This window comes from Streptomyces sp. NPDC005263 (assembly GCF_042872365.1).
In the GTDB taxonomy this organism is placed as follows: Bacteria; Actinomycetota; Actinomycetes; order Streptomycetales; family Streptomycetaceae; genus Streptomyces.
Genome location: NZ_JBIAKJ010000018.1, coordinates 1 through 16,949 on the forward strand (window position 1 = coordinate 1; position 16,949 = coordinate 16,949).

The window sequence follows — 16,949 nt, forward strand, 5'->3', positions numbered from 1 at the left end:
CCCCCCCCCCCCCCCCCCCCCCCCCCCCCCCCCCCCCCCCCCCCCCCCCCCCCCCCCCCCCCCCCCCCCCCCCCCCCCCCCCCCCCCCCCCCCCCGACCCACCCCCCAACCGCAGGCGACACCCGCACAGGCCCGTCGAACCGCTTCCCCCACCCTCCCCCCAATTCCAACGCACCCCATTGACGCCCCCACCCCCACCACATACCTTCGCCCGTCGAAGCGCTTCGACGTCACGCATCGAACCCATTCGACCGCCCCCGCGTGACGCCCCGACACCCATCCGGCTCCCCTGGAGGCAAGGATGCGCACGGCACGAAGGCGTACGACAACGACCATCGCCGCGATGCTCGGCGGAGCACTCGTCCTGACAGCCTGCGGCGGCTCCGACACCGGCTCCGCCGACGGCAAAACGCTCAGACTCTGGCACTACGAGGCCCCGAACAGCGCGATGGGCCAGGCCTGGAACGAGGCCGTCAAGGAGTTCGAGGCCACGCACCCCGGCGTGAAGGTGACGTTCGAGGCGAAGGGCTTCGAGCAGATCCAGAAGACCGCACAGATGGTCCTCAACTCCTCCGACGCCCCCGACCTCATGGAGTACAACAAGGGCAACGCCACCGCAGGCCTGCTCTCCAAACAGGGCTTACTCACCGACCTCACCCCCGAGGCGACAACCCGCGGCTGGGACAAGAAGATCGGCAAGGGCGTCCGCACCACCAGCGTCTACGACACCGACGGCGTCATGGGCACCGGCAAGTGGTACGGCGTGCCCAACTACGCCGAGTACACGATGGTCTTCTACAACAAGGACCTCTTCGCCAAGTACAAGATCCCCGAGCCGAAGACGTTCGACGACCTGACCGCCGCGATGGACAGGTTCGTGGCCGAGGACATCACCCCGCTCGCCAACGCCGGCGCCGAATACCCCGCCCACCAGTACCTGTACCAGCTCGCCCTGTCGAAGGCCGACCGCGCCTGGGTCGACGCCTACGAGCTGTACAAGGGCAAACCCGACTTCCACGACCCGGCGTGGACCTACGCCGCGAACACCTTCGCCGACTGGGTGAAGAAGGGCTACCTGAGCGAGACCTCCACCAGCGCGAAGGCGGAGGACGCCGGAGTCTCCTTCCTCCAGGGAAAGTCGCCGATCCTGTTCTCCGGCAGCTGGTGGTACGGCCGCTTCCAGGATGAGGCGAAGTTCGACTGGGGCACCTTCCTGTGGCCCGACTCGAACCTCACCCTCGGCTCCGGCGGCAACCTCTGGGTCGTCCCCAAGGGCGCCAAGAACAAGGATCTCGCCTACGACTTCATCGACATCACCCTGTCGAAGAAGATCCAGAACCTGCTCGGCAACAAGGGCGGCGTCCCGGTCGCGGCGGACCCGGCCGCCGTCACCGACCCCAAGTCCAAGGGTCTCATCGACGACTTCAACACCCTCTCCCGCCGCGACGGCCTGGCCTTCTACCCGGACTGGCCGATCCCCGGCTTCTACGACGTCCTCGTCTCCGAGACCCAGAAACTGCTGACCGGCAGCGAGACCCCAAACGACTACCTGGACGCATTGCAGGAGGCGTACGACAAGGACGCCCCGAAGCGATGACCGTCACCCTCCAACGGATCACCGCCAAGCACCACCGCCCCGACCGCCCCACCCGCCGTCGCCACCGCCGCGGCCCCCGCGACTCATACGCCCTGTTCCTGCTCCCCGGCACCCTCGCCTTCCTGGTCGTGATCGTCGTCCCGTTCCTGATGAACACGGGCGTGAGTTTCACCGACTGGCAGGGCGTGGGCTCCCCCGGCTGGTCCGGCCTCGCCAACTACCGGGAACTGCTGGACGACTCCGAGTTCTGGGCGTCCTTCCGGCACAGCCTCTTCATGGTCGTCGCGATGGCGGCTCTGCCCACGGCGATCGGGCTGATCCTGGCCGCCGCCCTGTTCGACCACGTCGGCAAGCACTTCGGCGACAGGATCACCACCGTCCTGCGGGCCTGCTTCTACCTCCCCCAGGTGCTGCCGATCGCGGTGGCCGGCATCGTCTGGAGCTGGATCCTGGCCCCCGACAACGGCTCGCTCAACGAGCTGCTCAAGGCGGTGGGCCTGGGCTCCTGGCAGCAGGACTGGCTCGGCGACCCGGACCTCGCGCTCTACAGCGTCATGGGCGTGATGGTCTGGGTCCAGCTCGGCTTCCCCCTGGTCGTCTTCATGGCGGGCCTGCAACGTGTCGACCCGCAGTTGTACGAGGCCGCCGAGCTGGACGGCGCCGGCTGGTGGCGCCGCTTCCGGCACATCACGGTGCCGCAGATCCGCCCGGAGATCTACGTCGTGCTGACCTGGTGCACGATCGCCGCGCTCAAGGTGTTCGGCGCGGTGTACGTCCTCACGAAGGGCGGCCCGGGCGGGGCGACGAACGTCCCGTCCTACTTCTCGTTCACCACGTTCTTCGAGAAGACGCAGGTCGGCTACGGCGCCGCGATCTCCACCGTGCTCACCGTGATCATTTTGCTGCTCTCCCTGATCGGCCTGAAGCTCCAGACCCGCGCCGAGGACGCCGAGGAAGGGACCCCCGCATGACGAGAGCGCTCCGCCGCTACCCGGTCCTGGTGGCCCTCTGTATCGCGGCACTCTTCATGATCGTCCCGTTCGCCATTGTCGCCGTCAACGCGGTCAAGTCCCCCGCGGAGTACGCCCACAACGGCCCGCTCAGCCTGCCCGAGGGCCTCTACCTGGACGGCATCGAGGACTTCTGGAAACGCGTCGACTTCGGAACGAAGCTGGTCAACTCGTCGCTGATCAGCGGCGCGGTGGCGGTGCTGGCCGTCGTCCTGTCGGTGCTCAACGCGTACGCGATCGGCATCGGCCGGATCAGGGGCCGCACCTGGATCCTGGCCTTCTTCGTCCTGGCGAACATGCTGCCGCAGGAGGCGCTGGTCTACCCGGTGTACTACCTGAGCAAGCAGGCCGGCCTGTACGACACCCGACTCAGCGTGATCATCGTCTTCACGGTGATCCAGGCGGCCTTCGGCACGTATCTACTCTCCTCCGTCCTCGGCCAGTTCCCCCGCGAGATCATCGAGGCCGCCCGGATCGACGGGGCCAACAAGTGGCAGGTGCTGTGGCGGATCGTGGTCCCCGTCAGCCGCCCCACGCTCGGCGTGCTGCTGGTCTTCTTCTTCATCTGGACCTGGAACGAGTTCCTGCTCCCCCTGGTGATGCTGATCTCCAACGACAACCAGACCGTGTCGGTGGCCCTCGGCGTCCTTCAGGGCCAGCGTCTGATGGACGCCACGATGACCAACGCCGCCGCCCTGCTCGGCGTCCTGCCCGCCCTCGTCTTCTTCCTCGTCTTCCAGCGAACTCTCACCCGCGGGATCGCCGTGGGTGCCGTGAGGTAAGGACCCCCCACATGAAGTTCACCGACGGCTACTGGCTGCTGCGCGAGGGCGTCGTCGCGGACCACCCCGCCGAGGTCCTCGACGTCACCGCGGCGGACGGCACGCTGGAGATCCACGCGCCCTCCCGTCCCATCCGCAGCCGCGGCGACCTGATGACGGGACCGGTCATGACGATCAGCGCGCACTCCCCCATGCCCGACGTCATCGGCGTCACGTTCACCCACTTCCGGGGCGAGCGACCGGCCACCCCCGCATTCGAGCTGGCCAGACACGTCCGGGGGTCTGGGGGATGTCCGCCAGAAAAGCACGGCGCCCCGCACACCGAGCACGACGACGATCACGCGACCCTGACCTCCGGCACCCTGTCCGTCCGGTTCGCCCGCTCCGGCCCCTGGCACGTCGACTTCCTCGCCCACGGCCGGGTCCTGACCAGCAGCGGCACCAGGAGCATGGGCATCATGCGGGACGCCACCGGTGCCCACTACCTGCGGGAGCAGCTCAACCTGGGCGTCGGCACCTCCGTCTACGGCCTCGGCGAGCGCTTCGGCCCGCTGGTGAAGAACGGCCAGGTCGTCGACGTGTGGAACGCCGACGGCGGCACCACCACCGAGCAGGCCTACAAGAACGTGCCGCTGTATCTGACCGACGCCGGTTACGGCGTCTTCGTCGACCACCCGGGCAAGGTCTCCTTCGAGGTCGGCTCGGAGGCGGTGTCCCGGGTGCAGTTCAGCGCGGAGACCCAGGAGCTGACGTACTACGTCATCCACGGCCCGACCCCGAAGGAGATCCTGCGCAAGTACACGGCCCTGACCGGCCGTCCGGCCCTGCCGCCCGCCTGGTCGTTCGGCCTGTGGCTGTCGACGTCCTTCACCACGTCGTACGACGAGGAGACGGTGACCGGCTTCATCGAGGGCATGCGGGAGCGCGAACTGCCGCTCTCCGTCTTCCACTTCGACTGCTTCTGGATGCGCGAGCACAACTGGTGCGACTTCCGGTGGGACCCGCGGGTGTTCCCGGACCCGGAAGGCATGCTGGCGCGGCTCAAGGAACGCGGACTCAGGGTCTCCGTGTGGATCAACCCGTACATCGCCCAGCGCTCCCCTCTCTTCGCGGAGGGCAAGGAGCTCGGGCATCTCCTGAAGCGGCCGGACGGGAGCGTGTGGCAGTGGGACCTCTGGCAGCCGGGCATGGCGTTCGTGGACTTCACCAGTGCGGCGGCCCGCGAGTGGTACGCGTCCAAGCTGGAGGGCCTGCTCGCCCAGGGTGTCGACTGCTTCAAGACGGATTTCGGCGAGCGGGTTCCGCTCGACGTGGTCTGGTCCGACGGCTCCGACCCGGAGCGGATGCACAACTACTACACGTACCTCTACAACCGCACGGTCTTCGAGGTGCTGCGCAAGCACCGGGGTGAGCAGGAGGCGGTGGTCTTCGCCCGCTCGGCGACGGCGGGCAGCCAGAAGTTCCCCGTCCACTGGGGCGGCGACTGCGAGGCGACGTACGAGTCGATGGCCGAGTCGCTGCGGGGCGGACTGTCCCTCGGGCTGTCCGGCTTCGGTTTCTGGAGCCACGACATCGGCGGCTTCGAGGGCACCCCGACGCCGGCGCTCTTCAAGCGCTGGCTGGCCTTCGGCCTGCTGTCCTCCCACAGCCGGCTGCACGGCAGTTCCTCCTACCGCGTGCCGTGGCTGTTCGACGAGGAGTCGGTCGACGTGCTGCGGCACTTCACCCGGCTGAAGCTGCGGCTCATGCCCTATCTGTACGAGGCCGCGCGCACCGCCCACACCGAGGGCGTGCCGCTGATGCGGGCGATGGTGCTGGAGTTCCCGGACGACCCCGGGTGCGCGCACCTGGAACGGCAGTACATGCTCGGCCCGGACCTGCTGGTCGCGCCCGTGTTCAGCGACGAGGGCGAGGTCTCCTACTACGTCCCGGACGGCACCTGGACCCACTTCGTGACCGGTGAGACGGTGACCGGACCGCGCTGGGTGCGTGAGCGGCACGACTTCACCAGCGTGCCGCTGCTGGTGCGGCCCGGGGCGGTGATCCCGGTGGGCGCGGTGGCCGACCGGCCCGACTACGACCACGCCGACGGGGTCACGCTGCGGGCGTACGGCCTGGAGCGGGGCGACCAGGTGACCGTACGGGTCGGGGAGGTGACCTTCACCGTGGTGCGCGAGGGGGATCTGCTGCGGGCGTCGTGCGGTGACCCGGCGGCGCCCTGGGGGCTGGCCGTCGGTGAGCGCGAGGTCCGGGCGAAGGCCGGGACGGGGTTCCTCACGGTGGAGTGCGCCTGATGGTGAAGATCACGGACGTGGCGCGGCGGGCCGGGGTGTCCCCGAGCACCGTGTCCTACGCGCTCAGCGGCAAGCGCCCCATCTCCGAGGAGACCCGGCAGCGAGTGGAGGCCGCCATCCGCGAGCTGGGTTACCGGCCGCACGCGGGCGCCCGGGCGCTGGCGAGCAGCAGGTCGAACGTGCTGGCACTGGTGGTGCCACTCAGGGCCGGGCTGCATGTGCCGGTGATGATGGAGTTCGCGGTGTCGGTCGTCACCACGGCCCGGCGCCATGACCATGACGTGCTCCTCGTCACCCAGGAGGAGGGTGAGGAGGGCCTGCGCCGGGTCGCCGACACGGCACTCGTGGACGCGCTGATCCTGATGGACGTACAGCTGCACGATCCGCGGCTGCCACTGCTGCGGGCCTTGGAGCAGCCGTCGGTGGTGATCGGGTTCCCCGCCTCGCCCGCTGGCCTGACCTGCGTCGACCTCGACTTCAAGGCGGCCGGCGAGGCGTGTGTGGAGCATCTGGCGGGCCTCGGGCACCGGGTGGTCTCGCTGGTCGGGTCGCCGCCGGAGGTGTACGTCCGGCAGACCGCGTTCGCCCAGCACGTGGTCCAGGGTTTCACCGCCGCCGCCGACCGGCACCAGCTCGCCTCCTCGGTCCACCCGTGCGAGGCGGGTCCCGGTGGTGCCCGCGCGGTCGCCGAGCGGCTGTTGCGCGAGCAGCCCGCGTTGACGGGCGTGGTCGTCCACAACGAACCGTTGTTGGAGCCGCTGATCGACGCCTTCGAGCAACTCGGCCTGCGCGTTCCCGGCGACCTGTCCGTCACCGCGATCTGCCCCGACGAACTCGCCGAGTCCGTCCGCGTCCCGGTCACCTCGGTCGCGCTGCCGTCCGTCGAGCTCGGCGCCCGCGCGGTGGAGCTGCTGATGCGGAAGCTGGGAGACGGCGGGCCGGTGCCCGAGGCGACGCTGCTGCCGCCCCGGCTGACGGAACGGGCGAGCACGGGGCGCAGGGCGGTGCCTTGACGAACCGGCTTCCGTCGGGCGGGAGTTGAGCGTGGGACAGGTGACTGTGGGCGTCCGGCTCGCCCCTCGTCCACGGCTTACCGGCACGGACCAGGGCAAGACAAAGGCCCCGCCGCTTGAAGCGGCGGGGCCTTGGCCCACATGGGGTGCCCACACGGTGGGCGAGTGGAGATGGCGGGAATCGAACCCGCGTCCAACGGTGCGGAATCAGGGCTTCTCCGTGCGCAGTTCGCTGTGATTTTCTCAGCCCCGGCGATCACGCGAACAAGTCGCCGACGGGCTCAGTCACTGTTTGATTTCCCTCTTCACCCCGTGACCGGGATCAAGGTTTAGTCCCCTAGCTGATGCCAGGATCCGGGTCGGGAACGAGCCCGGGCTGACACTCCCTTAAGTAAGGAGCACTCGCGTCGCTACCTGATCAGGCGGCGAGGGCGAAGTGCTGCTTGGGAGAATCGCTCTTGAGAGTGGCGATTATTTTTTGCGACATATGGTTTACGAGATCATTGCCGCTTCCTCGGCACGCTTCCCCTGCTTCGACAGCCGCTGTCGAAACCGATCATCCCCATGTTGATTTTTCAATGCCCCTCGAGAGGGACGCGCACCCACGGTGAGGTGCAGATGCCATCGTACGTGACCAACGCAGGTCGGTGCCAGCGCATTCCCCCGGCCAGGCGCCGGCTGCCTACCCGCCCCGCTGCTTCCGCTTCGCCGCCGCGATGGCCCGGTCCGACTCCCGCCGGTCCTGCTTCTCCCGCAGGGTCTGACGCTTGTCGTACTCCTTCTTGCCTCGCGCGAGGGCGATCTCGGCCTTCGCCCGACCGTCCCTGAAGTACACGGCGAGGGGCACGATCGTGTGACCCGTCTCCTGGGTCTTGGCCTCCAGCTTGTCGATCTCCTCGCGGTGCAGCAGCAGCTTGCGCTTGCGGCGCGCGGAGTGGTTGGTCCAGCTGCCCTGGTGGTACTCGGGGATGTGGGCGTTGTGCAGCCACGCCTCGCCGCGGTCGATCTGCACGAAGCCGTCGGTCAGCGACGTCCGCCCCTCGCGCAGCGACTTGACCTCGGTGCCCGTGAGGACGATGCCGGCCTCGTAGGTGTCGATGATCGCGTAGTCGTGCCGGGCCTTCTTGTTCTGGGCGACGATCTTGCGTTGGCCGCCCTTCTCGCCGTCCCTGGCCTTCGCGGCCGTCCCGCCCTGCTTGGGCTGGGACTCCTTCGGTACGTACATTCCCTTGCTCATAGTGCCGCCCATTTTCGCACTACGAAGGGGGTGTACGCGAAGCGCATTTCACAGGGGTGGCCGGGGCGAGCGGGCCCGCTACCGCCCCAGTCCGCTCAGTACCGTCCCGGCCCGCTCCAGGACGTCGCGCTCGACGTCCAGGTCGGGCGTGATGCCGCGGCCGTCGACCCCGCGACCGGCCGGGGTGCGGTAGTGCCCGACGGTCAGCTCCGCGACGGAGCCGTCGGGCAGCCGGGTCGGCATCTGGACCGAGCCCTTGCCGAAGGTGCGGGAGCCCACCACGACCGCCCGACCGCGGTCCTGCAGGGCGCCGGTGAGCAGCTCGGCCGCGCTCATCGTGCCGCCGTCGACGAGCGCGACCAGGGGCCTGGTGGTGTCGCCACCGGCCTCGGCGTGCAGGGCGCGCTGCTCGCCCTCGACGTCGTACGTGGCCACCAGGCCGCCGTCGAGGAAGGCGGAGGCGGTGGTGACCGCCTCGGTGACCAGGCCGCCGGAGTTGCCCCGCAGGTCGAGGATGATCCCGGCGCCGGCCGGAGCCTGCCGTACGGCCTCCCGGACCCGGTCGCCCGAGCCCTTGGTGAACGCGGAGATCCTGATCACGGTGATGCCGGCGGCGGGCGTGAGTACGGTCACGTCGTCCGTGGACAGGCGGGCCCGGCGCAGGGTCTCGCTCCACGCCTCCCTGCCGCGCTCCAGGCCGAGGCGGACGGTGGTACCGGCGGCCGCGGCCGTGTCGTCGCCGCGCAGCAACGAGACGACGTCGGTGACGGGGCGCCCGTCGACCTTCCTCCCGTCGACGCTGCGCAACCGGTCGCCGCGGCGGATTCCGGCGGCTGCCGCGGGCGAGTCGGACAGCACCTTGGTCACCTCGATACGGCCGTCCCGCTCGCGCCGCGTCCACAGGCCGACGCCGGTGTACTGGCCGTCGAGGGCCTCCTCGAACTCCTCGTACTCGCCGGGGGAGTACACGGCACCCCAGCGGTCCCCGCTGCGGCTGACCGCGCGTTCGGCGGCCTCCATGGGGGACTTGCCGTCGGCCATGGCTTCCTCGGCTGCCTTCGCCACCTGCTCGTGGCGGCTCGCGGAGGCGGCCGAGAGGGTCGGGGTGGCGGCGGTTTTCCGCTCGCCGGGCGCGGGGTTCGGGAAGGAGCCGGTCGCGGCTCCGGCGACGAGAACGCTCGCGAAGACCAATGTCAGGGCGGCCCCGCGGCCGATGCGGCGGGGCTGACAGAACAGGTGTCGGCCTGACATGCCGGTGAGTCTAGGACAACGCGAAGGGCCGTACGGTCCGTTGACCGTACGGCCCTCTTGGCGTGCGTCACACCTTCAGGTACTTGCGCAACGCGAAGAACGCGGCCAGCGCGGGCATCAGCAGACTCGTCGCCAGGATGAGCGGCAACTTCGTCAGGACGGCGTCCCAGCCGATGAAGTTGATCAGGTTCAACTTCTCGGACAGGGCCAGACCGTGGTCGATGAGGAAGTATCTGGCGATCACCAGGAACCCGCACGCGACCGTGCCGCCGATGAGCCCGGCGACGGCGGCCTCCATGATGAACGGCGCCTGGATGTAGAAGCCCGAGGCACCGACCAGGCGCATGATCCCGGTCTCGCGCCGCCGACTGAACGCCGAGACACGCACCGTGTTGACGATCAGCATCAGCGCGACCACCAGCATCAGCGCCATCACCGCCCGCGCCGCCCAGTTCATGCCGTTGAGCAACCCGAAGAGGTTGTCGAGGATCCCCTTCTGGTCCTGCACCGACTGCACCCCGTCCCGCCCGTCGAAGGCGGTCGCGATGACCTGGTACTTCTCCGGGTCCTTGAGCTTGATGCGGTACGACTCCTGCATCTGGTCCGGCGTGAGGGAGCTGGCCAGGGGGGAGTCGCCGAACTGCTCCTTGTAGTGCTTGTAGGCCGCGTCCTGCGACTCGTACGTCACCTTCTGGACGACCGACATCTTGCCGAGGTCGGACTTGATCTCTGTCTTCTGCTCGTCGGTGACCGCGCCCTTGGCGCAGTTGGGGTCCGACTCGGCGTCGCTCTTGTTGCAGAGGAAGATCGAGACGTTGACCTTGTCGTACCAGTAGCCCTTCATCGTGCTGACCTGGTCGCTCATCAGGAGCGACCCGCCGAACAGGGCGAGTGACAAGGCGACGGAGACGATGACCGCGAAGGTCATCGTCAGGTTGCGGCGGAGACCGACACCGATCTCCGACAGAACGAACTGGGCGCGCATGGCGGCTTCTTCAGGCCTTTCCGTGAACGTCTGCGGGGCGGGCGGTCAGTGCTGGTAGCCGTAGACGCCGCGTGCCTGGTCGCGGACGAGACGGCCCTTCTCCAGCTCGATGACGCGCTTGCGCATCTGGTCCACGATGTTCTGGTCGTGCGTGGCCATCAGCACGGTCGTGCCCGTCCGGTTGATCCGGTCGAGCAGCTTCATGATGCCGACGGAGGTCTGCGGGTCGAGGTTGCCGGTGGGCTCGTCCGCGATCAGCAGCTTGGGCCGGTTGACGAACGCACGCGCGATGGCGACACGCTGCTGCTCACCACCGGACAGCTCACCGGGCATCCGGTCCTCCTTGCCGCCGAGCCCGACGAGGTCGAGCACCTGCGGCACGGACTTGCGGATCTCGCCCTTCGACTTGCCGATGACCTCCTGCGCGAAGGCCACGTTCTCGGCCACCGTCTTGTTGGGCAGGAGGCGGAAGTCCTGGAACACCGTCCCCAGCTGGCGACGCATCTGCGGCACCTTCCAGTTGGACAGGCGCGCGAGGTCCTTGCCCAGGACGTGCACCTGACCGTGGCTGGAGCGCTCCTCGCGGAGCACCAGCCGCAGGAAGGTGGACTTTCCGGAGCCGGAGGACCCCACGAGGAACACGAACTCGCCCTTCTCCACTTCCAGGGAGACATCCCTGAGTGCGGGGCGGGTCTGCTTGGGGTAGACCTTGGATACGTTGTCGAATCGGATCACGGATGCACCACGGGTCGCCGGGGGTAGATGAGCGTGACCCTACGCGAATCGGGTAGGGAACCGCAGTCACCGGTCAGGGTTACGTGAGAGATGTGCGTTTTGTGCACGCCCCGACTCCTTGAGACCCCGCGCTGAATTCCAGGGAACCTGGCACAGTGGAGGGGGAACGTTCGCGTTCCTGTATGCGTTGTGTACATGGAACCGGTGCAAGGAGGGCGAGCGCATGACGTACGACCGGCTGGTGTGCGCTAACTGCGCGGCGCCTGTGAGCGAGGGCCGGTGCCCCGTGTGCCGCGCGAACCGCGAGCGGCTGCAGCAGGACAACCTTTTCGCGGGCCTGAACCCCATGGCACTGATCGCGCTGCTCGCGGTCCTGATCGCAGCGGTCGCACTGCTGGCGCACCAGACCGCGTAGCGCATCCGGCGCGAGACGTAACACACTCGGCGAGAACGCGCCTGTCGAAGGCGCCCGGAAAGCGACGGACGACGCACGAAGGGCCCGGAGCGTCCCCCGCTCCGAGCCCTTCACCGTACGGCTTGCGTACGGTCCGCGATCAGTCGGCTACCTGGTGTCAGGCGGCCGCGCCGCCCCGGCCGTCCATGAGGCGCGGCAGGATGCGGAAGCCGATGCCACCGGCGATCATGGTGGCGGCACCGATCACCAGGAAGCCGGTCTGCGCGGCACCGGTCTCGGCGAGCTCCGCGCCGCCGCCCTGGGCCTGCGCCGAGGTGCCCGCCGGGGTGGTGGTGTCCGAGCCGGTGTCGGTGAGGGCCGAGGAGCCCTCCTCCTGCGCGGAGGCACCGGAACCGCCGTCGGGGTCGGTCTGATTGCCACCGCCGGCACCGTTGCCGTTGCCGTGGCCATTCCCGTTGCCGTTGCCACCGTTCCCGGTGCCGTTCCCGGTGCCCGGGTCGGTCGGGTCCTCGGTGGGCTCGGTGGGCTCACCCGTGGGCTCGGTCGGGTCGGTGGGGTCGAGCGTCGGAGGCACGTCCGTGGGGACGTCCGTGGGCACGTCCGTCGGGATGTCCGTCGGAATGTCCGTAGGGATGTCCGTCGGAACGGGCGGCGTGGGATCGTCGCCGAGGCCCGTGTCGACGTTCACGCCGACACCGCTCGAGTCCACGTTCACGCCGATCTCCAGCGCGGACGCCGCACCGGCGGCGGTCAGCGAGGCACCGGCCGCGATCACGGCACCGGCGGCTATGCGCGCGATCCGGATCCGCGTCTTCTTCGTCATATGGTTGCTACCCCCAGTAGCTCTTCGTCAGTGAGGCGGCGCTCAGGGCCGTGATCGACGGGGGCGGTAGCTGCAACTCAGATCCCCCGGTTCACATGCGCCCCAGAGATACGCATGCCGAGCCTCACCTTTTCCATTTTTCAAAGCAACGTCAAGGCCGTTGCGTGCGCAATGTCCAACTAAAGGATTTTTGCCGGAGATTGAAGCCTGTGAGTGTGATGTAAAACCCAGACATCAGCCATTCAATGGGGCAGAGAAAAGGCAACTGCCGCCGGTTGGGCGGCAGTTGCCTTGTCGACAAAGCGCTGTGCGCGGTGGGAGTTACTTCTCCTGCTGCTTGCGCCAGCGAATCCCGGCCTCCAGGAACCCGTCGATCTCGCCGTTGAACACGGACTCCGGGTTTCCGACTTCGAACTCGGTGCGCAGGTCCTTGACCATCTGGTACGGGTGCAGGACGTACGAACGCATCTGGTTGCCCCAGGAGTTGCCGCCGTCACCCTTGAGGGCGTTCATCTTCTCCTGCTCCTCCTGGCGGCGGCGCTCGAGGAGCTTGGCCTGGAGGACGTTCATCGCGGTCGCCTTGTTCTGGATCTGCGACCGCTCGTTCTGGCAGGAGACGACGATGCCGGTGGGGAGGTGGGTCAGGCGCACCGCGGAGTCGGTGGTGTTGACGCCCTGGCCGCCGGGTCCGGAGGAGCGGTAGACGTCCACCCGCAACTCGGACTCGTCGATCTCGATGTGGTCGGTCTGCTCGACCACCGGGAGGATCTCCACGCCGGCGAAGGAGGTCTGGCGCCGACCCTGGTTGTCGAACGGCGAGATGCGCACCAGCCGGTGCGTGCCCTGCTCGACGGAGAGCGTCCCGTACGCGTAGGGGATCTGCACGGCGAAGGTGGTCGACTTGATGCCGGCCTCTTCCGCGTACGAGGTCTCGTAGATCTCGGTCTTGTAGCCGTGCTGTTCCGCCCAGCGCAGGTACATCCGCTGGAGCTTCTCGGCGAAGTCGGCGGCGTCGACACCGCCCGCCTCGGCGCGGATGTTGACCAGCGCCTCGCGGGAGTCGTACTCGCCGGACAGCAGCGTCCGCACTTCCATCTCGTCCAGCGCCTTCTTGACGGCGGTGAGCTCGGACTCGGCCTCGGCGCGGGTGTCCGGGTCGTCCTCCTCCTCCGCCATCTCGAACAGCACGGCGAGATCGTCGATCCGCCCGCGCAGCGCCTCCGCCTTCCTGACCTCGGCCTGGAGGTGGGAGAGCTTGCTGGTGATCTTCTGCGCCTCGTCCGGGTTGTCCCACAGGGACGGCGCGGCCGCCTGCTCCTCGAGCACGGCGATGTCTGCCCTCAGCTTCTCGAGGTCCAGAACGGCCTCGATCGACTCCATGGTCGAGGAGAGGGACTTGAGCTCTTCGGATACATCGACGACTGCCACGCCACCAGCGTAACGGCTCCGCCAAGCGGGGAAGGCAGGTGTCCTTCCCCGGACCCGGACCTCCCTAGGGCCGCGCCCCCGGCTAGACCCCGGTGGTCACGGGGACGCCGGGGCCGAGTTCTTCGTGTCCTGGGGGCTCGCCCCCGCGTCATCACCCGAGGTCGCCGCCCACGTGCCGACACCGGCCGCGACCAGGACCAGCGCGGCGAGACCCAGCACCACACGCCGGCGCCGGGTGGCCGCCCGGTGCCGTGCGGAACCCGGTCGCGGCGCACCCGCGGCCCGTGGTGCCCGGGCGGTCCCGCGCGCGCCTCCGGCCAGCTCGTCGGGCGCCGGCACTCTCATCGACGTATGGGTGTCCCGGTTGGAGTCGGCCGGCCGCGCGCCCGGCACCAGGGGCACCGCCCCGCGCCGTACCCGCGCGGAGGACTCGGGCTCCCGTGGCGGATCCTCCCGCTCGTCCTCCTCCGCCTCGGTGTCGGGCTCGTCCACGTCCAGCGGCGGCATCCCCACCAGCATCGGCAGCAGCTCCCGCAGCCGCGCCCCGAGCTCCGAGGCCCGCAGCCGGGAGGCCGGCGCCTTCGCCAGGCACTGCACGACCAGCTGCCAGAGCTCGTCCGGGATGCCGGGGAGCGGGACGACCGTCTCCGTGACGTGCCGGCGCAGCACCGCGCCCGGGTGTCCCCCGCCGAACGGTGTGAAGCCCGCCAGCAGCTCGTACAGGACGGTCGCGAGGGCGTAGATGTCGACCGAGGCCCGCGGCGGCAGGCCCTCGACGATCTCCGGTGCCAGATAGTCCGGCGTGCCGATGATCTTCGTGGCGCGGGTCCGGCGCGGTGAGTCGATCAGTTTGGCCACGCCGAAGTCGGTCAGCAGCGCCGGATGGGAGCCGCCGGGGCCGAGCGGGCCCCGCATGTCCAGCAGGACGTTCTCCGGCTTGACGTCGCGGTGCACGACCCCGGCCGCGTGGGCCGCCGCCAGTCCGTCGGCGACGTCCGCCACGATGGCGACCGCCGCCTCGGGCGCCAGCCGCTTCTCCCGGTCGAGCCGGGTGCGCAGGTCCGTGCCCCGGACCAGGTCCATGACCAGCGCGAGGTCGTTGCCGTCGACCACCAGGTCCCGTACCGAGACCACGTTCGGGTGCTCCAGGCCGAGCAGCGCCGTGCGCTCCTGGACGAACCGTCCGACGAGTTCCTGGTCGGACGCGAGGTCCTCGCGCAGCAGCTTGATGGCGACGGGCCCGTCGGGTCCCTCGCCCAGCCACACCGTGCCGGCGCTGCCCCGCCCCAGGATCTGGTGGGCGGAGTACCGGCTGCCGATCTTCCGTGCCAAGGCTGCTCCTACAGACGCGTGTTGCCGATAAAACTACGCGCCGGAAGAGCCAACCTTCACCGCGGAGACGGAAATCACCCGCCAGGTGTCGACAAATCCCCAAGTTCGCCGCTCCCTGGCCCAGGGAGCGGCCACGGAGGGCCTAGGGGGTGTCCGCAAAGTCCCGCCTGCCCCGCGACGCCCGGCACGCACTCTCGCCGCACCGGGCGAACACCCGAGTACGACCAGTACGCGGGCGTCCACCCGGCACGCCGAGAGCACGCACCGGACGCCGCAGGGCCCGCCCTTCGGGCGGACGACGCGACTTTGCGGACACCCCCTAGTTGGAGGAGCCCCCGCCCAGGTCCCCGATGAATCCGGTCACCTTGTTGAACCAGTCGCTGAGCTGGTCCCAGTAGCCCTTGCCGGTCCCGAGCCAGTCCTGGAGCGGGCTGAACTCCCAGACCAGCCAGCTGGCGACGAACAGGATGAGGATCGTGAACAGGCAGCCCTTCAGGCAGCCCAGGCCGGGGATCTTCATGGGGTTGGCGCCGCGCTGCCGGGGCTCGCGCGGGGCCCGCCGCGGCTCCTGCCGCTCCGGCGGCGCCGCGTACCGCTGGGGCTGCGGCTGCTGCCGGGGCTGCTGCGGCGGAGCGTACTGCTGGGGCTGGTGCTGCTGCGGATGGCCGTAACCGGCCTGCTGCGGCTGCCCGTAGCCGGCCTGCGGGGGCCGCTGCTGGGGTTGTTGCTGCTGGGGCCGCTGCTGCGGGCGGGCGACCTGCCGCTGGGGGCGGCGGCGCAGCGGGTCCTCGTTCGGGTCGAGGTACTGGACCTGCGTCTGTTCGTTGCGGTCGCGGGCGGCGCGCAGCTGGTTCTGCCAGGGGTGCGGGTCCTCGGGGCCACCGGGCTGCTGCCCCGGCTGTCCAGGCGGCACCGGCGGCATCACGGCGGTCGGGTCGGCCGCGCCCCGGTTCGGGAGGACGGCGGTGGGGTCGGCGGCGCCCACCGGGTTGCCCTGGCCGGAGGTGTGCGGCAGCACGCTGGTCGCGCCGTTCGGGTCGTACCCGGCCGCGCCGTGCGGCAGCGCCTGCGTCGGGTCGGCGGCGCCGGGCACGTCCGGGACGGCCGCCGGCGCGGGGTCGGGTGCCAGCAGCGCGCCGACCCCCTCCGCCGCGGCGATCTGCGCCGAGTTCGCGTGCACGCCGATGCCCTCGGCGACGGCGCGCAGACCACGGGCGAGGTTCTCGGCGCTGGGCCGTTCCTCCGGGTTCTTGCGCAGACAGCGCTCGATGACCGTCCACAACGGGTCGGGGACCGTGGAGGGGCGGCGCGGTTCGGCGCTCAGGTGCTGGTGCAGGACCTCCAGGGCCGAGCCCCCGGAGAACGGCGGGCGGCCGGTGACCAGCTCGTACAGGAGGATGCCGGCGCCGTAGATGTCGACGGCGGAGGTCTGCGGGCGGCCCTCGGCGGACTCCGGCGCGACGTACGCGGGCGTGCCGACGAACTCGTGGGTGCGGGTCAGGCCGGGCGAGTCGGCGAGGCGCGCGATGCCGAAGTCGGTCAGCATCGGGTGCATCTGGTCGCCGAACTGCTGGAGCAGGACGTTGGCCGGTTTCAGGTCCCGGTGGACGACGCCGTCGGCGTGGCTGGCGGCGAGCGCGTCGGCGATCTGGGCCGTCAGCAGCGAGGCGCCGACGGGGCTGAAGGGGCCGTTCTCGCGCAGATAGCGGTGCAGGTCGGGGCCGTCGACGAGGTCCATGACCAGGGCGAGCAGATCGCCCTCGACGACCAGGTCGCGCACCCGCACGATGTTCGGGTGGGTCAGGCGCAACAGGACGGAGCGCTCCCGTAGGAACCGCATCACGATGTCGGGGTCGCTCGCGAGCTCCTCCTTGAGGACCTTGATCGCGACGGTCTCCCCCGGCCGGCCCTGCACGGCAGCCTCATTGCCCGCCGTCTCGCGCTGGCGGGCCCGCCAGACGGTCCCCGTGGCACCGCGTCCCAGCGGCTCCTCGAGGAAGTACTTGCTGCCTACCGGCCGCACGTCATGTGCTCCCTGCTGCTTGCC

General features: G+C 69.7%; 14 protein-coding genes and 1 other RNA gene. 6 read left to right on the forward strand and 9 right to left on the reverse strand.

Features of this window, described 5'->3' with window-relative positions; translation table 11 throughout:
- Positions 1–301 precede the first annotated feature (301 nt).
- The 5 genes from ACFYRY_RS40800 to ACFYRY_RS40820 are packed head-to-tail and all read left to right on the forward strand — an operon-like array spanning position 302 to position 6,696.
- Entirely contained in the window at positions 302–1,597 is a 1,296-nt protein-coding gene (locus tag ACFYRY_RS40800) for an ABC transporter substrate-binding protein (RefSeq protein ID WP_389157955.1), read from the forward strand.
- Positions 1,594–2,568 carry a carbohydrate ABC transporter permease gene (locus ACFYRY_RS40805; RefSeq protein ID WP_389157958.1) on the forward strand — a complete coding sequence of 325 codons (975 nt, stop codon included), beginning with the start codon at positions 1,594–1,596 and terminating at the stop codon, positions 2,566–2,568. Before ACFYRY_RS40800 ends, ACFYRY_RS40805 begins: the two co-directional genes overlap by 4 nt.
- Positions 2,565–3,389 (forward strand): carbohydrate ABC transporter permease, encoded by an 825-nt coding sequence (locus tag ACFYRY_RS40810; RefSeq protein ID WP_389157961.1) that lies wholly within the window; start codon positions 2,565–2,567, stop codon positions 3,387–3,389. Before ACFYRY_RS40805 ends, ACFYRY_RS40810 begins: the two co-directional genes overlap by 4 nt.
- An 11-nt stretch (positions 3,390–3,400) precedes the next feature.
- Positions 3,401–5,683 (forward strand): alpha-xylosidase, encoded by a 2,283-nt coding sequence (gene yicI, locus ACFYRY_RS40815; RefSeq protein WP_389157964.1) that lies wholly within the window; start codon positions 3,401–3,403, stop codon positions 5,681–5,683.
- Positions 5,683–6,696, forward strand: coding sequence for a LacI family DNA-binding transcriptional regulator (locus tag ACFYRY_RS40820; RefSeq protein ID WP_389157967.1), 1,014 nt, complete (start codon positions 5,683–5,685; stop codon positions 6,694–6,696). The genes yicI and ACFYRY_RS40820 overlap by 1 nt, the downstream gene beginning before the upstream one ends.
- 163 nt (positions 6,697–6,859) lie before the next feature.
- Here the strand turns inward: ACFYRY_RS40820 and ssrA are convergent.
- The 5 genes from ssrA to ftsE form a co-directional block, all read right to left on the reverse strand.
- Positions 6,860–7,260, reverse strand: a transfer-messenger RNA (tmRNA) gene (gene ssrA / locus ACFYRY_RS40825).
- A 118-nt stretch (positions 7,261–7,378) separates the two neighbouring features.
- Positions 7,379–7,921 carry an SsrA-binding protein SmpB gene (gene smpB / locus ACFYRY_RS40830; protein WP_389158065.1) on the reverse strand — a complete coding sequence of 181 codons (543 nt, stop codon included), beginning with the start codon at positions 7,919–7,921 and terminating at the stop codon, positions 7,379–7,381.
- 90 nt (positions 7,922–8,011) lie between these two features.
- Positions 8,012–9,184: a S41 family peptidase gene (locus ACFYRY_RS40835; RefSeq protein ID WP_389157969.1), complete on the reverse strand. Its 1,173-nt coding sequence runs from the start codon at positions 9,182–9,184 to the stop codon at positions 8,012–8,014.
- A gap of 67 nt (positions 9,185–9,251) precedes the next feature.
- Complete coding sequence (gene ftsX / locus ACFYRY_RS40840) at positions 9,252–10,169, reverse strand: permease-like cell division protein FtsX (RefSeq protein WP_389157972.1); 918 nt, start codon at positions 10,167–10,169, stop codon at positions 9,252–9,254.
- 45 nt (positions 10,170–10,214) lie between these two features.
- Complete coding sequence (gene ftsE / locus ACFYRY_RS40845) at positions 10,215–10,904, reverse strand: cell division ATP-binding protein FtsE (protein WP_389157974.1); 690 nt, start codon at positions 10,902–10,904, stop codon at positions 10,215–10,217.
- Between the two features lie 223 nt (positions 10,905–11,127).
- Here ftsE and ACFYRY_RS40850 point away from each other — a divergent pair, with 223 nt between their 5' ends.
- Positions 11,128–11,319, forward strand: coding sequence for a hypothetical protein (locus ACFYRY_RS40850; protein WP_062050810.1), 192 nt, complete (start codon positions 11,128–11,130; stop codon positions 11,317–11,319).
- A gap of 157 nt (positions 11,320–11,476) precedes the next feature.
- On the opposite strand, the gene ACFYRY_RS40855 is transcribed toward ACFYRY_RS40850, so the two are convergent.
- From ACFYRY_RS40855 to ACFYRY_RS40870, 4 genes are all read right to left on the reverse strand, one after another.
- Positions 11,477–12,142: a hypothetical protein gene (locus ACFYRY_RS40855; RefSeq protein ID WP_389157978.1), complete on the reverse strand. Its 666-nt coding sequence runs from the start codon at positions 12,140–12,142 to the stop codon at positions 11,477–11,479.
- 321 nt (positions 12,143–12,463) lie between these two features.
- Positions 12,464–13,570, reverse strand: a complete 1,107-nt coding sequence (gene prfB / locus ACFYRY_RS40860) for a peptide chain release factor 2 (RefSeq protein WP_389157981.1) — start codon at positions 13,568–13,570, stop codon at positions 12,464–12,466.
- A gap of 96 nt (positions 13,571–13,666) precedes the next feature.
- Positions 13,667–14,902 (reverse strand): serine/threonine-protein kinase, encoded by a 1,236-nt coding sequence (locus ACFYRY_RS40865; RefSeq protein ID WP_389157984.1) that lies wholly within the window; start codon positions 14,900–14,902, stop codon positions 13,667–13,669.
- A gap of 319 nt (positions 14,903–15,221) precedes the next feature.
- Positions 15,222–16,925: a serine/threonine-protein kinase gene (locus ACFYRY_RS40870; protein ID WP_389157986.1), complete on the reverse strand. Its 1,704-nt coding sequence runs from the start codon at positions 16,923–16,925 to the stop codon at positions 15,222–15,224.
- Positions 16,926–16,949 lie beyond the last annotated feature (24 nt).

Bases quoted from the DNA above. Each gene is read 5' to 3' on its own strand.
- ACFYRY_RS40850 (WP_062050810.1), top strand. From the start codon at position 11,128: ATGACGTACGACCGGCTGGTGTGCGCTAACTGCGCGGCGCCTGTGAGC.
- ACFYRY_RS40855 (WP_389157978.1), bottom strand. From the start codon at position 12,142: ATGACGAAGAAGACGCGGATCCGGATCGCGCGCATAGCCGCCGGTGCC.
- ACFYRY_RS40820 (WP_389157967.1), top strand. From the start codon at position 5,683: ATGGTGAAGATCACGGACGTGGCGCGGCGGGCCGGGGTGTCCCCGAGC.
- ACFYRY_RS40800 (WP_389157955.1), top strand. From the start codon at position 302: ATGCGCACGGCACGAAGGCGTACGACAACGACCATCGCCGCGATGCTC.
- yicI (WP_389157964.1), top strand. From the start codon at position 3,401: ATGAAGTTCACCGACGGCTACTGGCTGCTGCGCGAGGGCGTCGTCGCG.
- ACFYRY_RS40810 (WP_389157961.1), top strand. From the start codon at position 2,565: ATGACGAGAGCGCTCCGCCGCTACCCGGTCCTGGTGGCCCTCTGTATC.
- ftsX (WP_389157972.1), bottom strand. From the start codon at position 10,169: ATGCGCGCCCAGTTCGTTCTGTCGGAGATCGGTGTCGGTCTCCGCCGC.
- smpB (WP_389158065.1), bottom strand. From the start codon at position 7,921: ATGTACGTACCGAAGGAGTCCCAGCCCAAGCAGGGCGGGACGGCCGCG.
- ACFYRY_RS40805 (WP_389157958.1), top strand. From the start codon at position 1,594: ATGACCGTCACCCTCCAACGGATCACCGCCAAGCACCACCGCCCCGAC.
- ACFYRY_RS40835 (WP_389157969.1), bottom strand. From the start codon at position 9,184: ATGTCAGGCCGACACCTGTTCTGTCAGCCCCGCCGCATCGGCCGCGGG.